Consider the following 18,618-nt stretch of genomic DNA (forward strand, 5'->3'; position numbering starts at 1 on the left):
TTGCGCCGTTACAAATTTAATCACCTAAAATAACAAGAAAATGAGACTGGATAGAATAATGTGGGGTATTATACTGCTGTTTGTTGGTGGTGTGCTCTTACTGGAGAACTTTAACGTAATTGAATTTCACTGGGGTAATGTGTGGCGTTTCTGGCCCGTGTTTTTAATTATTGCAGGGGTAAACATATTATTTAACCGTAAAAATTCACAAGTGGGTATGAGCGTTTCCATTGGTATTCTGGTGGTCATGCTGGGTTTCCTTTTTTATAAAGGCCAGCAAGCCCCTCGTGAGCAGCACTGGTTTTCTGATGGAATCCATGGAGATATAGATGTTGATATAGATGAAGATGCTGATACCACACCCTCCAGAAACATTCGTTTCAGTGAACCTTTTGATATTGATTCGGCAAAACAAGTTTCCCTTAACATTTCTGGCGGAGGAACATCTTTTGGTCTGGAAGGAGAAACAGATAGTTTAATTGCAGCAGAAGTAAATGGCCGTGGTGGTAACTATACCCTTAAAAAGGAAATTACTGACAGCACCCAGACCCTGACTTTTAAAATGCAAAGCAAAAAGACCAAGTGGAACATGAAGGGTGGGGGTAATGAAGTGCGTTTTAAATTAAATACCATTCCGGTTTGGGATATTAATTTTAATATGGGTGCCGGAGAGGTCGATTTCGACCTGTCACCATACAAAGTACGCTCCATCCGTTTTGATGGTGGTGCAGCAGCGCTTGACATTAAGGTGGGCGACTTGTTACCCATTACAGACGTGGTGGTGAAAACCGGGGTTGCCAATGTGGTGATCAGTGTGCCGGAAGAATCAGGTTGCCGCATTAAATCAAAAACAGGTTTGTCCTCACAGGATTTCGCTGGATTCACAAAAATTGATGATAATGTTTATGAAACCCCTAATTATAAAACTTCTACCAAGAAAATATTTATCAACTTTGATGGTGGTTTGAGTAACTTTGAGGTGAAAAGATATTAAAGATCAAATTGTGCAAAATGATTCATATACCGTCGTGATCGACGGAAAACCACAGGGGCCATATGCACTGGAGCAGCTCTCCACATTAAATATAAAGTCGGGTACTTTTGTGAGAAAACCCGGTATGGATGATTATAAAGAAGCGCACGAATTCCCAGAATTACGTGCACTTCTTGGTTTTACTTTCCAGCACACGGCGCCGCAATATTTTGCATCTTTCGACCAGCGGTTATTGGCTTCGGTGATCGACTTTTTCTTCATCACCTTGTTGTATATTGCAGTGATGCTGGTCTGTTTCCTGTTTGTTACAGAAAAGATGGAAAGGATCATGTTGTTTGCTGCATTTTCGCCAACCATCATTCTTGCTAAATTTGCTTACGGTACGCTGGCCGAAGCCTCCAGGGCGCAGGGAACTATTGGCAAAAGATTGCTCAATATTAAGGTGACTGACCTTTTGGGTAACCGGATTTCGCTTGGCAAGAGTTTTACAAGAAATATAGCTAAAGTGCTGTCAGTAATTCCAGTTTTTTTTGGTTACCTCTATAGTTTCCTCAATAAAAAGCAACAATGCTGGCATGACATTGCCGCAAATACATTAGTTATTAAAGATAGATTGATTTAATCTTTATCTTTGGCGTTCATGGAAAAGATAGCATTGCAGTACTCCAGATTTTTAACCCGGGAAGTTTCCATTGGACATATCCCTATGGGCGGTCATCATCCCATCAGGATACAATCGATGACGACCACCGATACCATGGATACCCTGGCCACCGTTGAACAAACGATCAGGATGGTAGATACCGGCTGTGAGTATGTGAGAATCACTGCACCAAGCATCAAGGAAGCAGAAAACTTAGCAAACATTAAGAAAGAACTTCGCCTGCGGGGTTATGACGTGCCCTTGGTTGCTGATATCCACTTTACCCCCAATGCTGCCGAAACTGCCGCCAGGATTGTGGAGAAAGTAAGGGTAAATCCAGGCAATTACGCCGATAAAAAACGTTTTGAAAATATAGAATATACCAGTTTGGCTTATGAAGCTGAGTTGGCGCGCATTTACAAGAAGTTTACCCCATTGGTGAAAATCTGTAAAGAATATGGCACTGCCATGCGCATTGGTACCAACCATGGTTCCCTATCAGATCGCATCATGAGTCACTATGGTGATACCCCAAGGGGCATGGTTGAGTCGGCCATGGAATTTATCCGCATGTGCGAAGACCTGAATTATTACAACCTGGTGATTTCCATGAAAGCCAGTAATACACAGGTGATGGTACAGGCCTACCGTTTATTGGTTGATACGATGACCAAGGAAGGCATGAATTACCCATTGCATTTGGGTGTTACCGAAGCAGGTGATGGTGAAGACGGAAGGATTAAATCGGCAGTAGGCATTGGTACCCTGCTGGAAGACGGGCTGGGTGATACCATTCGGGTGTCGTTAACTGAAGATCCGGAGTTTGAAGCACCAGTGGCAAGGGCTTTGGCGGCACGTTACGAAAACAGGGTTATTTTGCAGGAAGCTGCAGCCGAAAAAGGGATCACTTCGAGAGAAAGTATCCTGGTGAAAGACCTTCCTTATAGTCCTTATGTGTATAACCGCCGGACAACTGTGCCAGTGCAACATATCGGTGGTACCCATCATCCGGTGGTGATGCTTGATGTAACTTCACAAAACCTGAAAGATCCTTACTTTTTAGCCGTTGCCGGTTATCGTTATGATGCGGTATTGGATAAATACAATATGGCCGATCAGGCCTGCGACCTGGTATACCTTGGCGATCAACTACCATCGTTTTCATTTCCGGGCAACTTAAAACAAATCTATAATTATAACACCTGGCTGGCTTTGCAGGATAAAACCAATTGCCATCCCATCATACCATTTGCTTATTATACCAACACGGTGGTGAAAGATGATTTCCTTAACCTGGTGTTGATCAAAGCTGGTGAAGCGGTAGATTTATCTGTGCTTGGACCAGATACCGTAATTTTGCTGGAAACTGATGCCATTAATGGCATGGCAGAACAACGGGCTTTCTTTATTGCGATGTTAGAAGCAGGGGTGTCTGTGCCGGTGATCATTAAACGGAGTTACCCGGATTTAAATGCAGAAGACCTGATGCTGTATGCCGCAACTGACCTGGGGGCACTGCTGACAGATGGTTTTGGTGATGGTATTTGGGTTGAGGCGCCTCAGGTGGCCTTACCTTCGATTAATGCAACCAGTTTCGGCATACTACAAGCCACTCGAACAAGGATTTCAAAAGCGGAGTATATTTCCTGCCCAAGCTGCGGCAGAACACTCTTCGACCTGCAGGTGACCACACAATTGATTCGGTCGCGCACAGACCATTTAAAAGGCATAAAAATTGGCATTATGGGTTGTATTGTGAATGGCCCGGGAGAGATGGCTGATGCAGATTATGGTTACGTAGGTACAGGCCCAGGAAAAATCACACTTTACCGGGGTAAAGAAGTGGTGAAGAAAAACGTAAATACCGAAAGAGCACTTGACGATTTGATTGACCTGATTAAAGGCGACGGCAACTGGCTGGAACAACGTTAATTAAACGGTTTCTTCGAGGAATTTCAATGTTTTATCACAAACTTCCTGCAGGTGGCGGGGCATCAACTTTTCTGTATAAGGGTGTGAAGCGCCGTATACATGATTGGCACCAGCAATCTTTTTGATAACGGCTTTAGGTTGTGCTTGTGCTAGCTGTTGCGCTACGGAGAAGGGAACATTGACATCTTCATCGCCATGAACAATCAGCCAGGGCAATTCCAGCTGGCTGGCGGCATCTAAAATATCAAATTCATTTTTATGCGCTTTATAGTCCATCAACAACTCACTCCCTAGAGGCATTTTTTCTTTTGTACGCGCATTTTCTACATAAATGCGGCCTGTTTTTTCCCATTCTTCTTCCTGTTCAGGTTTCCAGAGGCTACTAAAATCGGCTATGGCACTCCAGGTGACTACGCGGTCAATTCTGGAGTCAGTTTCCCCTTTGATTACTGCAAGGCCCCCACCACGGCTATGACCAATTAGGGTAATTTTAGCACCTGCATAGGTATGGGCAATATAGTTGACCACGGTGTTCACATCGGCCAGTTCCTTGCTGATGGTATTTGCCGCAAATGCATCCATATCGTTTACATCAAGCGGGTTTTCGGCACCGACACCACTATGTGAAAGGTTAAATTTGAGGAAACGATAGCCACGTGTGGCAAAGAATTCGGCCACCAGGTTATGCGCACCCCAGTCTTTAAATCCCTTAAAACCATGGATAAATAATATGACCTCTTGTTTTGTGTTCGTATCGTCATAAGTATTGTCACCCAGTATGACTTTTTCCCGTGATCCCGTTAATATAAACTCTGTCTTCTTTATCATAAGGCTGTTACTTGGCTAGTTAACAGCTGTAACAATCTAACACGAAGTAATGTTTAGTCTCTTCATTTAATTTAAAATCTTTCTAAATAAAGCTTAATTACAGCATAATGACAGACGATGACAATGGTCTTGCTACTTTTGTTTCGCAAAAAAATAATACTCAAACACAATTGGAATATTTAAGGATTATTGCTTTTACACATAAACAGATCGACCTAAAATCATTAGGTAAGTTGGTTATATGTGAGCAAACGCTCGATGATAGGTTAAAAAACATTCAGGAACAGCTGAATGTCAAGGAGATATTTTACGTTGGAACCTGTAATCGTGTGGAGTTTATTTTTACATCTGGTAATGAACTTGATGCTGAATTTATCACACGTTTCTTAACTGTCCTTGACATGGGGCTGCCAGAAGAATACATGGATCAATTTGTGGAGAACGTTTCCACCTATGAAAAAGTAGCTGCTTTTAACCATTTACTTCGCACTTCCTGCTCTTTAGAGAGTTTGGTGGTTGGCGAAAAGGAGATTCTGGCACAAATACGTAAAGCTTATGAGTCATGCCGCCTGGCAGGATTTACTGGCGATTATATGCGCACCATGATGGATCGTGTGGTGAAAACCGCAAAGGAAGTGTATACGCTAACCAATATTTCTAAAAATCCAGTTTCTGTAGTATCACTTGCTTACCGCAAACTCCGAGACCTGAACATGTGTGCCAAATCCAGGGTGCTTATTGTTGGCGCCGGAGAGACAAACCATAATATTGCACAATATTTAAAAAAACATACCTACTCCAGCTTTTCTGTATTTAACCGTACCCTGGAAAAAGCTGAACATTTGGCTGCCGAGTTACATGGCAAAGCTTATACTTTAGCAGAGCTCGAAAACTATACGGAAGGTTTTGATGTGATCGTTACCTGTACAGGTGCTACAGAACCCATAATCACAGAAGAGATTTATAAGAAATTGTTACAGGGCGATGTAACCAAGAAGGTAGTGGTTGATTTAGCCATTCCGAATGATACTGCTCCTGAAATATTGACCAAATATCCTGTCCATTACATCGAGGTAGAATCTTTGAAAGAGATTGCCCGTAAAAACATCCAGGAACGTTACAATGAGCTTGTTAATGCAGAACAAATCATTGAACAGAATATCAAAGAGTTTGATTTGGTGCTTCGCCAGCGTAAAATAGAAATTGCGATGAGCAGCGTTCCTCAAAAAATTAAGGAAATTAAACACACCGCCATCAATGGTATTTTTGCGGAAGAGATTAATGGACTTGACGACAAATCAAAGGAAGTTTTGGAAAGGGTAATGAACTATATGGAGAAGAAATACATTAGTGTTCCTATGGTCATGGCAAAAGAAATATTAGTGAATAACAGCTAATTCTAGCTATATTAGTCAGCAATTACATTATAGTTTCGTACGTGAAAAAACTCATTATAGGCACAAGAGGCAGTGATCTTGCCTTATGGCAGGCCAATTATATTAAAGACAGGTTAGCAGCAATTGGTGTTGACACTGAACTGAAGATTATCAAAACACAGGGGGATAAGATCTTAAACCTCAGGCTTGATAAGCTGGAAGGAAAAGGTTTCTTTACTAAAGAACTGGAAGAAGAATTATTGGATGGCCGCATCGATCTGGCCGTGCATTCTCATAAAGATTTACCGACTACACACCCAGAAGGATTGATTATTGCGGCAGTACCAGAAAGGGAAGACGCTAATGAATTGCTACTGATTTTAAAGGATTGTGTAGATGTTACTCAAAAACTTTCGTTAAAAACTGGAGCTATGGTGGGAACTTCTTCCAACCGTCGTAAAGCCCAGTTACTGGCGCTGCGTCCGGAATTAAATATAGAAGACTTACGTGGAAACGTACCTACCCGTATACAGAAATTAAGAGATGAAAACTATGACGCGATTTTACTGGCTAAAGCTGGTGTAAACCGTTTAGGGATTGACTTAAGTGAATTCCATGTGGAAGTGTTGGATACCACAGAATTGGTTCCTTCGCCGGCACAGGGTGCATTAGGTATACAGATTCGTGAAACAGATCAGGAATTGTTTGCTGTATTGCAACAACTTCACCACAAGGAAACTGCAGAAGAAATTGCTGTAGAGCGTAAAGTATTGAACCTTTTTCAAGGCGGATGCCATATGCCGCTAGGCTGTTACTGTAAAAAAGATAATGGCCAGTATGAAGTGTGGACTTCTAAAGCGGAAACCGACGAACATTTTCCTGATCGTCTTTTCTTCCGTGTACCTACCTTAGATGGCCTTGCCGAAAAGATTGTAGGCAAATTTACGGCTACACGTAGATTACCTTCCAAGGTGTTCATTTCCCGTGAAATAGGGGAGAACAACTATTTAAGAAGAGCACTGGATAAACACAAGATTGAAATTGACGGACGTTCTTTAATCCGCACTTTCCCCATTGTACGTACATTGGATCCTTTTTATTTAAGAAACTTACATTGGGTCTTTTTTAGCAGTCGTAATAGTGTGGAATACTTTTTTAAGCTTAATCCGGTCTTGTCAAAACACATTAAATTTGGTGTGGTAGGCAGAGGATCTGAAGATGCACTAAGGAAATATGGTCACATTGCAGATTACGTTGGCGAAGGTGGCGATATTGATGAGGTAGCACAGCTTTTTGCTGATGTGGTAGAAAACCAGACGGTATTGTTCCCAAGGGCACAAGATTCACTGTTGAGCATGCAAAAGTTTTTAAAGCCAAGCACCAAGGTGGTTGACTTACCGATCTATGAAACCGTTATTGAAGAAGAAATAGACCGTACTTCTGCACAAGTGTTGATTTTTACGAGCCCTTCGAACGTTGAAGCTTATTTTGCAAAGAACTTATTAGACCCGGAACAGCAGGTGATTGCCATTGGTCATTCGACAGGCAAAAAATTTGATGAGATGGGTGTGAAATATATTTTACCCTATTCTCCTGACGAGATTGGCCTTGCCGAAGCAGTTTTTGGAATAGATGTCAAATAATTAAAAAGAGAGGTTATACATGTTACACCGACCAAGAAGGTTAAGAAAAAATCCAATCGTTAGAGAGATGGTTGCGGAAACCCGCCTATCTAAAGATATGTTCATTTATCCTTATTTTGTTGTACCAGGGAATAACATCACCCATGCAATAGATGCTATGCCAGGCATTAATCACTTTTCTGCTGATACGCTGCTTAAGGATGTGGAGAAAGGCCTGAAATTAGGCGTAAACAAAATTATGCTTTTTGGTGTTGGTGAGGAGAAATCTGAAGATGCCCATGTAGCTTACCACGACCACTCGTTGATTCCGGAAACGATCAGGGAACTGAAAAAGAACTTTGGTGAGGATATATATATCGTAACGGATGTTTGTGTATGTTCTTATACCACACACGGGCACTGTGGCATCATGAGAGATGATTATGTGCAGAATGATGAGTCTGTAGAACTGATTGCAAAAATGGCACTTACCCATGCTCAGGCAGGTGCAGATATGTTAGCACCATCTGACATGATGGATGGACGTATACAAGCCATCAGGGAGAAATTAGACCAGAGCAATCTGGTGAATACGGCAATCATGTCGCATGCTACTAAATTTGCTTCTGCTTATTACGGCCCGTTCCGCGAAGCCGCAGATTGTGCACCAAGTAAAGGAGACCGGAAAGCTTACCAGATGGATTTCAGAAATGGAAACGAGGCGATCAGGGAAGCTTTATTAGATGAAAGTCAGGGGGCTGATGTGTTAATGGTGAAACCGGCTTTGGCCTATATGGATATCATTCACCATTTAAAACAACATTCAGATCTACCAATTGCCGCTTATAACGTATCGGGTGAATACTCGATGGTGAAAGCAGCAGCAGAAAAAGGATGGATTAACGAACAACAAGTAGTGATGGAAACGATGCATGCTTTTGCAAGAGCTGGCGCCAGTATCATTACCACATACCACATAAGGGATATAGTAGAAAAGAATTGGTTATAATATGTTAGAGTCTTTAAAAAAAATATTTTCTGGAAATGAAGGCGATACGCCTGCAAATGCCGGAAGCAAGCCCGATATTTCTCGTGAGAAATCTGCAGAGCTGTTTGAAAAAGCCAAGGCTTATTTTCCAGGTGGGGTAAACTCGCCGGTAAGGGCTTTTAAATCCGTATACGGTACACCTTTGTTTATTCAAAAAGGTGATGGCTGCTTTGTTTGGGATGCCGATGGTAACCAGTTTATAGATTTTTGCGGAAGCTGGGGTCCTTTAATCCTGGGGCATAACCATGCTAAAGTACGTGATAAGGTGACTGAAGTGATGCAAAACGGCATGAGCTTTGGCGCACCAACGGCTTTAGAAAATGAATTAGCCGAGTTAATTATTAAAAACAATAAACTGGTTGAAAAGATCCGTTTCACCAGCTCGGGCACTGAAGCGGTGATGTCGGCAATTCGTTTAGCCAGGGGATATACAAAGCGCGATAAGATCCTGAAATTTGAAGGCTGCTACCATGGTCATTCTGATTCCCTGTTGGTAAAAGCAGGCTCAGGCTTGGTCACTTTCGGAGAATCTTCTTCAGCAGGTGTACCTCAATCTTTCGCTGCCGAAACCATCGTTATTCCATTGAACGATACCACTGCGTTAACAGAGGCTTTCGCACAGTTTAAAGATCAAATCGCTGCGGTCATTATTGAAGGTGTTCCGGCAAACAACGGTTTATTAATACAGGATAAAATCTACATTGAGTTCCTGCAAAATATATGTAAAGAGAACCAAACCTTACTTATTTTTGATGAGGTCATTACCGGTTTCAGGTTAGGTTTTGAAGGTGCTGCTGCTTATTATGGCGTAAAACCTGATATTGTAACCTACGGCAAAATCATTGGTGGTGGCTTACCTGTAGGCATGTACGGTGCTTCATCTGAAATTATGTCGCACATCTCTCCTGATGGTGGCGTTTACCAGGCAGGTACCTTATCAGGTAATCCGGTAGCCATGGCAGCAGGTATTGCACAATTAACCGAGTTGCTGCGTTCTGGTTTTTACAAGGAACTGAACAACAAAACGGCTGAATTTGCAGAAAGCATTAAGCGTTTCGTTACCGCTAGAAATTATAAAGTTAAACTCTTTTATATAGGTTCTATTTTCTGGTTTGCGTTCACTGAAAAAGAACAGATACAATGTGCGGAAGATATTGATCCAGCTAGCATGGAGAAATTTAAAATCATGCACCGTGAATTGTTAAACAGAGGGATCTATTTAGGCCCTTCAGGTTATGAAGTTGGATTTGTATCTGCAGCACACACAAAAATTGAATTAGAAAAAGCAAAGAGAGCGATCATCGAATCATTGGAGATTGTTTTTAGAAGCAAATAACATGAAGAAATCCCTCGTCATATTCTATTCCCTGTTGCTGTATAGTTTGATACAGTTGATTTCATGGGGAATGCTGGTGATTAAATTGCAGCCTTCCAGGATGGCAATGATCATGGGGGAGGGCTCTGTGTTTTTATTTTTGCTTTGTATCGGTGCTTATTTTTTGCACCAGTCGATTAAAAAGGAAGACCGTTTACATGAACAGCAGACTAATTTTTTGCTGTCGGTAACACACGAATTGAAGTCGCCTTTGGCAGCTATCAAACTTTCTTTGCAAACCATTGTTAAAAGAGATCTGGACAAGGCGAGACAACAGTCTTTACTGAGCAACTCCTTAAAAGACATTGAGCGTTTGGACGACCTGGTGGAGAACATGCTTTTAGCGACGAAAATTGAGAACCGTTCTTATTCATTTCCTAAAGAGGAGTTTGACTTTTCTGAACTGGTGCTGAAGGTTTCTGACCGCCTGCAGATTCATACCTGTGATTGCGATCAGAACATTATTACAAAAATACAACCGGGTGTAAAACTCTCTGGTGACCCATTTGCCTTATCTTCTGTGGTGACTAACCTGTTGGAAAATGCAGTAAAATACTCCGGCCCCTGTGCTAGTGTAAGTGTAGAATTATCAAAAGTAAATGGCCATGCGTTCTTGAAAGTCGCAGATAATGGTCCGGGCATTCCTGATGAGGAAAAAATGCTCATCTTTGATAAGTTTTATCGTGTGGGTGAAGAAAGGGTGCGGAAAGCAAAAGGAACAGGATTAGGCCTGTTTATTGTTAAAGAAGTATTACAAAACCACGACGCTGACATCAGTGTTAAAGATAATGTGCCAAAGGGTACTATTTTTGAAGTTACATTTAGTTGATTCCTATGCAACAGAAACTAAGAATTTTATTGGTCGAAGATGAAGACCACTTGTTAGATGCGATAAAACTTAACCTTGAATTAGAGGGTTATAAAGTACATGCCGTTAAGGATGGAAAAACCGCACTTAAGGTATTTAAGGAAGAGCGTTTTAACTTGATTATTCTGGATGTCATGCTTCCTGAAATGGATGGTTTCCAGGTTTGTGAAACCATACGTTTGGAAAACACGGAAGTGCCTATTCTTTTTCTAACCGCTAAGAATACCAGCGAAGACCGTGTGATGGGACTCAAAAAAGGTGCTGATGACTATCTGGTGAAGCCATTTAACCTCGAAGAACTTATTCTTCGTGTGGGTATCCTGGTTAAACGAAGCATGAAATCTGATGATTTAAAGGAACTTAATTCTTATAAAATAGGCGATAAAACCATCTATTTTAATTCATTCGAATTGAAACAAGATGACGGTACCATTGTTCCACTGACGAAGAAGGAAACCATGTTATTGAAGTTACTGATTGAGCGTAAGAACGAAGCCGTATCAAGAGAGCAGATTCTGGAAACGGTTTGGAATTACGATGTATATCCTTCTACCCGTACGATCGATAATTTTATATTAACCTTCCGTAAGTATTTTGAGCCTGATCAGAAAAACCCGGTGTACTTCCATTCCATCAGGGGAGTAGGGTATAAATTTACGGACATAAATAATCACTAATGTTTAGCGCAAAGGGCAGATATGCACTGATGGTGGCTACGGCCATTGCAGCCATAGGATGCCTGTTTTACAAGGAAAACCAGTTAGCCGCTTTTTTAGGGCTGATGTTGCTGTTATTGATCTGGAGCCATTTTAAACAAAGCTCTGTATTACTGGCTTCTAAACATTTCAAAAACGGCGATTATCAGGCCACGGAAGATGCATTGGATGAGGTGCCCGATCCGGAGCGCCTGGCTAAAAACAGAAGAGGCTATTATGAATTTATGCGGGCTAATATTGCCTTGCATCGCGAAGAATACGAAGAGGCTGAATACCATTTCCAATTAGCTAGTCGCTTTCCCCTGGGCGGTAAAACCGATAAGGTGTTTGTGATGATCCACCTGGCGAACCTCGCTTTACGTAAAAAAGACAAAGTAAGAATCCTGGCCTACCTGGAAAGGGCAAAAGAAATGGTGAGTACACCACGGGCCAAGGAAATTATAAATAGAATTGAGAAAGAAGCAAATAGCTTATAAAAACTCTTATACAATCAAATGAACACGTTATTTTTAGATGCTGCTTTTTCAAAGCAAACCGAACGTCCACCCGTATGGATGATGCGCCAGGCTGGCCGTTTTATGCCCGAATATTGGGAGATAAAAAACAAGTATTCTTTTCTGGAAATGTGCAAAACACCAGAAATTGCAGCTGATGTAACGATGTTGCCAGTAGATTTGCTGGGCATTGATGCCGCCATTTTATTTTGCGATATCCTGGTAACAGGAGAAGCCATGGGTGGCGATTTAAGCTTTACCCAGGGTGTTGGTCCGCGTTTCGCTAACCCGGTAAGTACTTTAGCTGATGTAGAAGCTTTAGAAATTGACGTATTAGACAAACTACAATACGTAGCGGATGCCATTAAAGTGATTCAGCAACGTCTGGATAACAAAATCCCTTTAATTGGTTTTGCAGGAGCCCCTTTTACGGTAATGAGTTACCTGGTTGAAGGTGGTTCATCAAAGGACTTCAAAAAGACAAAATTATTAATCCACAATAAACCAGAGGTTGCACACCTGTTGCTGTCTAAAATTGCAAAAGTAACTGCCGATTACCTGAACTTACAGATTGCTGCCGGTGTTAACGCTGTACAGATTTTCGATAGCTGGGCTTTGGCCTTGTCGTGGAACGATTACCAGGAATTTTCACACCGTTATATCCAGGAGATCATTGCCAACCTAAATAGAAAAGATATTCCGGTAATTTCTTTCTGTAAAGGAAGTTCTGTATTTGCACCCATTATGGCTCAGGCAAATCCAGATGTAGTTTCTGTAGATTGGAATGCCGACTTATTAAACATTAAAAATAGCCTGCCTGCAGGTATGGCGGTACAGGGTAACCTGGATCCCCATGTTTTATATGCAGATAAGCCGGTGATTAAAAAACATATCCTTCAATTATTTGAACGCATGCGTGGAGAGAAAGGGTTTATTTTTAACCTGGGTCATGGCATTATGCCAGACATTCCATTCGATAACGTGAAGTATGCGATTGAGGTGGTAAAAGAATTTAAATACTAAAGCAACATGGCTTACTTATACGTTCAGGCGGTCCACATTATCTTTGTTGTAAGCTGGATGGCCGGATTGTTTTATAGCGTACGCCTATTTATTTACCATACGGAAGCCAATGATAAACCTGAGCAAGAAAGGTTGATCTTGCAGCGGGAATACGAGAAGATAGAGCATAAGTTATGGCATATTATTACCACACCAGCCATGGTGCTTACCGTGGCGGCAGGGGTTACGATGATTGTGCTTAGGCCTGGTTTGCTGCAAATGCCCTGGCTGCATGTTAAACTTGCTTTCGTGATTGGACTTTTAGCCTACCATTTTATTTGTCAACGTATGATGAACCAGCTTAAAAACGGAGTTTTTAAGCTGAGTTCATTTAAACTGCGCCTGTGGAACGAGGTGGCTACTATTTTATTGGTGGCGATTGTGTTTACGGTAGTGTTGAAAAGTGCAGTGGACTGGCTGTATGGGTTAATTGGACTGCTGTTATTTTCTACCGTGATTATGATGGCGGTAAAGTGGTATAAAAGCTACAGAAAAAAACGGGAACATTAATTTTATGAAAAGAACGCTACTTACCCTGAGTTTGAGTTTGTTGTTAAGTGTGGCTTTCGGCCAATTTGACCCCACGGCCATGGAGAACCGCATCCGTCCGGATAGTGCGGCAACAGGCCAATTGCAATTCAATTTCTACAACTTTAATTACGTCCGTAATTACGAATATACCAACGAGTTTCATGATGGTTATACCTTGTATGGTACACAATTGCAACCACAGCTGGTTTACCAGGCACACCCAAACCTGGCCATCACCGCTGGTGCATTCATCAGAAAAGACTTTGGTGATAATGGCGTTTACGATGCTAAACCATTGTTTAGCGTAAAATACAGTAAGAAGGACCTGAGCCTGATTTTCGGTAGCCTGGAAGGTGGTATCCACCACCGTTACATGGAGCCCCTGTACAACTTTGAACGCCAAATAACAAACCCTGTAGAATATGGGACACAGTTGTTAGTGGAGAAAGAAAACTTTCAGCTAGATGCCTGGATTGCCTGGCAAAAAATGATTTATAAAGGTGATGCCGCCAAGGAAGAAATTATAGGTGGACTATCCACAGAAACCATTTTATCGAACCGTAATGGCTGGAAATTTAGTATTCCGGCACAGTTTATTGTTTACCATGAAGGCGGACAAATCGACGTGTTAAAAGAAATTCCGATCAGTACTTTGTTTAATGGCGCCACTGGTTTTAAGTTACGCAAGGTCATTGACACTAAAATCAAGTCGGTTTACACCGATAATTATGTAGCCGTCTATAAAGATTTTTCATCAGATAAACGACGCGCTTACCAGGGCGGTTATGGCCTATGGTTAAATGCCGGGATGGAAACTACCTTCGGTAGTTTGGTGGCCTCGTATTGGAAAGGAAATAACTTCATTTCTATTAAAGGAATGCCTTTATATGAATCTGTATCCAGTACCCTTAATCACCAGGGTTTTACCCAGCAAAAACGCAACATTTTGTCGCTTCGTTATGCTTACCAGAAAGAATTGATTCCTAATTTCTACCTGGATGTGCGTTTAGAGCCGCATATAGACTTAGACCAATCCGCTAAACAACTCCAGTTTAACCATTCTTTCTTTTTGACTTATAAGCAGAATTTCACGCTTTTTACACCAAAAAAATAATTTCTAAAGCCCTGCAACCTTTTGCAGGGAATCCGCATCTTCATTATACCAACGCAAACGATGAAGCTGATTAAAACCTATACAATTGACGATTTGATGGAGGGCTGCAAGGCCGGCGACCGGAAGATGCAGGAATTGCTGTACAAGCAAACCTCAGCTAAAATGTACGCACTTTGCCTCCGTTATGCCAAAGACCATATGGAGGCTGAAGACTGTCTGCAAATGGGCTATGTAAAGGTTTTTCAGAAAATACAGGATTACCGTGGCGATGGCGCTTTTGAAGGCTGGATCAGGAAGGTGATGGTGAATACGGCCATCGGCAGCTATCGCAAGAACCTTCGGAATTTAGCTGTTGTGCAGCTGGAAGAGGCTTACGAACAACCATCAACAGGTTTTGATTTCAGCAAACTGGGTATGCAGGACCTGATGAAACTCATTCAGCAGCTGGCTGATGGTTATCGGATGGTATTTAATTTATTCGTGATCGAAGGATATTCACACAAAGAAATTGCCGAGATGCTTGAGATTACAGAAGGAGCGAGTAAATCGCAGTTGTCTAGAGCTCGGGCTATTTTAAAAGAGAAGATTATAAAGATGGAGGGCATTAATTATGAAACCTATGCAGGATAAGGAGTTTGATCAGTTCATGAAAGACCAGTTGGCGCAGGCTGAAGTGCCACCACCTGCTATGCTTTGGGCAAAAGTGGATGCTCAACTAACACCAGTACCTAAAAAGCGTTTCCCGCTGTTGTGGATGGCTGCTGCATTAGCGGTTGTAGCGGTGAGTGCAGGTCTTTTGTTTAATCAGCAGCAAGAAAGGCCTGTTTTGGGGCAAGCTGTAGTCGTAACCACCGCTGAAAAGCCTGTAGCTGAAATAGCACCATTGGCTACTGCGACAGAAACGAAAGTTTTACCTACAACAGGTCAGGATAAACTTGAAGTGCCCTTTTCGCCAGTGGGTGGAGAAGAAACTAGCATGCCAAGCCAGGTAGTTGCAGCTCCGGTAAAAAAGCAAGGGAAAAAAGAATTGCTAGCGATGCAACCTTCGGGGCAGGAGCAGCATCTTATTCATAGCGGCAACGAAGTGAAGCAGCCACAAAAAGAAACCATGGTTGTTGAGGACATGGAATTAACCTCTGCTCTAACCATGCAAGAAGAACAAGTGATGGTTGGTGTACAGGAAATACCCCAACAGGATGTATTGGTGGATGAACCCAATGCCTTGCCCGAAAAAAGGGGCATTAGCAATGTAGGCGACCTGGTTAATTTTGTTGTTGATAAAATAGATAAACGTGAGGAGAAATTCCTGCAGTTTAACCCGAATGATGACGACCAGTCGTCGCTGGTATCCATTAATATTGGCATTATCAAATTGAACACCAAGCAAAAAGCTAAAAGATAACAAACACAGCAAAACGAATACACAAGATGAAGAACTTATTGATTGCCGCATTACTGGTTGGCGGACTGGCCGGAGCGATGACACAACCCCTACAAGCACAAGAAACGGATACCTTAAAAAGGGAAACAGATAGCACCACCAATAACAAGGAAAAGGTGCTGACCATTAGGTGGGGGAAGAAAAAAAGCACGGTAATTGCCAGTAAAACTGATAGTGCAAAATTGAGAGAGGCATCTAAAGGTCGTTTTATCGGCGGCATTACCTTTACGCGGGTAGACCTTGGTTTTTCTAAGTTAATAGATAACGGCAGTTTCAGCTTATCGCCAACTAACGATTTCTTAAGTTACAAGGGTGTAAAAACCTCTACGGTTTCTTTCGACGTACTGCAATTTGGCTACCGTTTTAACCCACACTTTAAGGTTTATGTGGCCGGTGGTTTCGACTGGACATTAATCAGGTTAAGAAATGACATTACCATTCAGCAGGCTACGCCAAATCTAGAGTATGTGGAAGAGGACATCCGTTTTAGTAAAAACCGTTTCTCCAATAGTTATGCACATATTCCTTTAAACTTTGAATTCCGTTCTAAAGAGAATGAAAAAGGTAAGCGCTTTTATTTTATCGTTGGTCCGGAGGTGAGTTTCCTGTTAAACGGAAAAGTGAAACAGGTGAGTGACGAGAATGGAAAAGTAAAATATAAAGACGACTATAACTTTCAACCGTTTCGTTATGGTGGTACTGCCCGTATAGGTTATGGCGGTTTAGGCTTGTTCACTAAATACTATTTCAACGACATGTTCGACAGTCCGGCACAAAAAGGATTAAGAAATATGTCATTCGGTATCACATTTGGGTTAAATTAATTCAAATGGCCTGCGGTGAATTGTTAAGTTAATCAACACGCTATAACATTAGGGTAAGTTGACCCCTACTATAAGCTAAACTAAGATTTAATGGGTAGGGTTAAACCAAACCCAATAATCACAGTCAAATTAAACATACACACAAATTTAACCAATCCCGTAGCCTTCTGGTTGCGGGATTTTTTGCGTCAAAAATCTTTATCTTTACGGTGTGAAGGAACAGGTCATCAGCGTACAGCAATTAACTAAACAATACCAAAGTACACAAAACTCAGGCATCAGGGATATCAGTTTTGATATTGAAAGTGGCCAGATCATCGCTATCCTAGGTGAAAGCGGAAGTGGGAAATCGACCTTACTCAAATGTATATATGGTTTACTTAAAGTAGATGCCGGTCAGGTATTGTTCCAGGGGAAACGCGTAAAAGGACCAGATGAGCAGCTGATTCCCGGGCATAAGGAGATGAAAATGGTGACGCAGGATTTTTCCCTAAACATTTATGCTAAGGTGTACGACAATATCGCTTCCATGCTTTCCAATACTGATGTGAAAGCTAAACAAGAGAAAACGGTACAAATGATGGAGCACCTGAACATCCAACATTTAAGAGATAAAAAGATTACGGAGTTGAGTGGGGGGGAGCAACAGCGTGTAGCCATCGCTAAAGCGTTGATTAGCGATACCACTTTGTTGCTGCTCGATGAGCCATTTAGCCAGGTAGATGCGCTCCTGAAAAATCAGTTACGTGCGGACATTAAAAGAATTGTGGCCGAAACCGGTGTAACCGTGGTGTTGGTGTCTCATGATCCTGCTGATGGATTGTTTCTTGCTGATAAGTTGTTGTTGATTAAAGATGGACAACTGGTACAGCAAGGTGCACCAGCGCAGGTATACAACCACCCTGAGCACGCTTATGCTGCCCGTTTATTAGGTAACGCCAATGTGTTAAGCGCTGAGGATGCCGAGAAACTCGGCCTGCACACTACTGGCCAGGAAGTGGTGGTTTACCCCGAATGGGTGGAACTGAAGAGCTCCTGGAGCAGTCGCAGGTATGAGGTGAAAGATGTGTATTACAAAGGTTTTTACGAAGAGCTGTTGCTGGAACGCGAGGGTGTGCAGATTAGGGCGATTCAGTTGAACCGCGGCGAACATAAAAAACATGGATATTTGCAGGCTAGTGTATTGAATTCCCTCTTTTTTTAACATTGTTTTTAGACTATGGGCTATTTTAAACTTTTAGCAATTTTCATGACGTTGGGTTCCAGCTGTATGTGGACGCGGAAGCGGTAAAATGTGTAGTTGAAGCTCGGGTTAGGTTTAATTTGGAATAATGTATCGGTAATCAAACAACGAATGTTTACTAACTATAAGGTTGAGTTTAATATGAGGCGCGTATGATTCAAAGTTTGGTATATTTCCAACCCTATTACATCGTTGACACTTTTTATTATAATCGACTATCCCTTTAATGAAAAAAGCGATTAAGGGATTAAGTCGTAGAAAGGCGAGAGCTCGATTTCTACATGGTGTTTACATAGTAAACAATCTGAGAGTTAGACAATATGGATGATGAGATGTTGAAACTTTACGTCATGGATTCCTTTAATGATTTTAAAGCGCTATAATCACAGGAAACGAATTTTCGTTTAATGTAATATAAAGATTAACTTAAATGCACTTTGTTATTAAGCGAAAATATAAATTTTTTGATAGCTCTTCAATTTTGATATCATTAAGACGGTCAATTAG

General features: G+C 41.7%; 18 protein-coding genes. 17 read left to right on the forward strand and 1 reads right to left on the reverse strand.

Translation table 11 applies throughout. The features are described 5' to 3' along the window. Nucleotides 1-40 precede the first annotated feature (40 nt). Genes IWX76_RS17295 through ispG form a run of 3 tightly spaced genes read left to right on the forward strand, consistent with a single transcriptional unit; the run spans nt 41 to nt 3,569 of the window. Entirely contained in the window at nt 41-994 is a 954-nt protein-coding gene (locus IWX76_RS17295; RefSeq protein ID WP_196861285.1) for a LiaF transmembrane domain-containing protein, read from the forward strand. Between the two features lie 10 nt (nt 995-1,004). Beyond that, nucleotides 1,005-1,616, forward strand: a complete 612-nt coding sequence (locus IWX76_RS17300; RefSeq protein WP_334642137.1) for an RDD family protein — start codon at nt 1,005-1,007, stop codon at nt 1,614-1,616. 18 nt (nt 1,617-1,634) lie between these two features. Then, nucleotides 1,635-3,569, forward strand: coding sequence for a (E)-4-hydroxy-3-methylbut-2-enyl-diphosphate synthase (gene ispG, locus IWX76_RS17305; protein WP_196861286.1), 1,935 nt, complete (start codon nt 1,635-1,637; stop codon nt 3,567-3,569). On the opposite strand, the gene IWX76_RS17310 is transcribed toward ispG, so the two are convergent. Further along, entirely contained in the window at nt 3,570-4,397 is an 828-nt protein-coding gene (locus IWX76_RS17310; protein ID WP_196861287.1) for an alpha/beta hydrolase family protein, read from the reverse strand. A 170-nt stretch (nt 4,398-4,567) separates the two neighbouring features. Here IWX76_RS17310 and hemA point away from each other — a divergent pair, with 170 nt between their 5' ends. The 14 genes from hemA (at nt 4,568) to IWX76_RS17380 (ending at nt 18,072) form a co-directional block, all read left to right on the forward strand. Next, complete coding sequence (gene hemA, locus IWX76_RS17315) at nt 4,568-5,794, forward strand: glutamyl-tRNA reductase (protein WP_196861336.1); 1,227 nt, start codon at nt 4,568-4,570, stop codon at nt 5,792-5,794. 41 nt (nt 5,795-5,835) lie between these two features. Continuing rightward, the gene (gene hemC, locus IWX76_RS17320) at nt 5,836-7,416 is read left to right on the forward strand and encodes a hydroxymethylbilane synthase (protein WP_196861288.1); all 1,581 of its coding nucleotides are present in this window, start codon (nt 5,836-5,838) and stop codon (nt 7,414-7,416) included. Between the two features lie 19 nt (nt 7,417-7,435). Continuing rightward, nucleotides 7,436-8,404 (forward strand): porphobilinogen synthase, encoded by a 969-nt coding sequence (hemB, locus tag IWX76_RS17325; protein ID WP_196861289.1) that lies wholly within the window; start codon nt 7,436-7,438, stop codon nt 8,402-8,404. A gap of 1 nt (nt 8,405) precedes the next feature. Next, on the forward strand, nt 8,406-9,779 hold the full coding sequence (gene hemL / locus IWX76_RS17330; RefSeq protein WP_196861290.1) for a glutamate-1-semialdehyde 2,1-aminomutase: 1,374 nt from the start codon (nt 8,406-8,408) through the stop codon (nt 9,777-9,779). Nucleotide 9,780: 1 nt separating this feature from the next. Next, a complete protein-coding gene (locus tag IWX76_RS17335) occupies nt 9,781-10,647 on the forward strand; it encodes a sensor histidine kinase (protein ID WP_196861291.1) in 867 nt (288 codons plus the stop codon). A 5-nt stretch (nt 10,648-10,652) separates the two neighbouring features. Beyond that, a complete protein-coding gene (locus tag IWX76_RS17340; protein ID WP_196861292.1) occupies nt 10,653-11,363 on the forward strand; it encodes a response regulator transcription factor in 711 nt (236 codons plus the stop codon). Further along, a complete protein-coding gene (locus tag IWX76_RS17345) occupies nt 11,363-11,878 on the forward strand; it encodes a hypothetical protein (RefSeq protein ID WP_196861293.1) in 516 nt (171 codons plus the stop codon). The genes IWX76_RS17340 and IWX76_RS17345 overlap by 1 nt, the downstream gene beginning before the upstream one ends. A gap of 18 nt (nt 11,879-11,896) precedes the next feature. Beyond that, nucleotides 11,897-12,919 (forward strand): uroporphyrinogen decarboxylase, encoded by a 1,023-nt coding sequence (hemE, locus tag IWX76_RS17350; protein ID WP_196861294.1) that lies wholly within the window; start codon nt 11,897-11,899, stop codon nt 12,917-12,919. Nucleotides 12,920-12,925: 6 nt separating this feature from the next. Beyond that, on the forward strand, nt 12,926-13,468 hold the full coding sequence (hemJ, locus tag IWX76_RS17355) for a protoporphyrinogen oxidase HemJ (RefSeq protein WP_196861295.1): 543 nt from the start codon (nt 12,926-12,928) through the stop codon (nt 13,466-13,468). Between the two features lie 4 nt (nt 13,469-13,472). Continuing rightward, nucleotides 13,473-14,603 (forward strand): hypothetical protein, encoded by a 1,131-nt coding sequence (locus IWX76_RS17360; RefSeq protein ID WP_196861296.1) that lies wholly within the window; start codon nt 13,473-13,475, stop codon nt 14,601-14,603. A gap of 60 nt (nt 14,604-14,663) precedes the next feature. Beyond that, entirely contained in the window at nt 14,664-15,233 is a 570-nt protein-coding gene (locus IWX76_RS17365) for an RNA polymerase sigma factor (RefSeq protein WP_196861297.1), read from the forward strand. Continuing rightward, a complete protein-coding gene (locus IWX76_RS17370; protein WP_196861298.1) occupies nt 15,214-16,005 on the forward strand; it encodes a hypothetical protein in 792 nt (263 codons plus the stop codon). The genes IWX76_RS17365 and IWX76_RS17370 overlap by 20 nt, the downstream gene beginning before the upstream one ends. Before the next feature lie 26 nt (nt 16,006-16,031). Continuing rightward, a complete protein-coding gene (locus IWX76_RS17375; RefSeq protein ID WP_196861299.1) occupies nt 16,032-16,868 on the forward strand; it encodes an outer membrane beta-barrel protein in 837 nt (278 codons plus the stop codon). A 211-nt stretch (nt 16,869-17,079) separates the two neighbouring features. Next, nucleotides 17,080-18,072, forward strand: a complete 993-nt coding sequence (locus IWX76_RS17380) for an ABC transporter ATP-binding protein (RefSeq protein ID WP_196861300.1) — start codon at nt 17,080-17,082, stop codon at nt 18,070-18,072. The last annotated feature ends 546 nt before the right edge of the window (nt 18,073-18,618 follow it).

Source organism: Pedobacter sp. CAN_A7 (genome assembly GCF_015752175.1).
Lineage (GTDB): Bacteria > Bacteroidota > Bacteroidia > Sphingobacteriales > Sphingobacteriaceae > Pedobacter.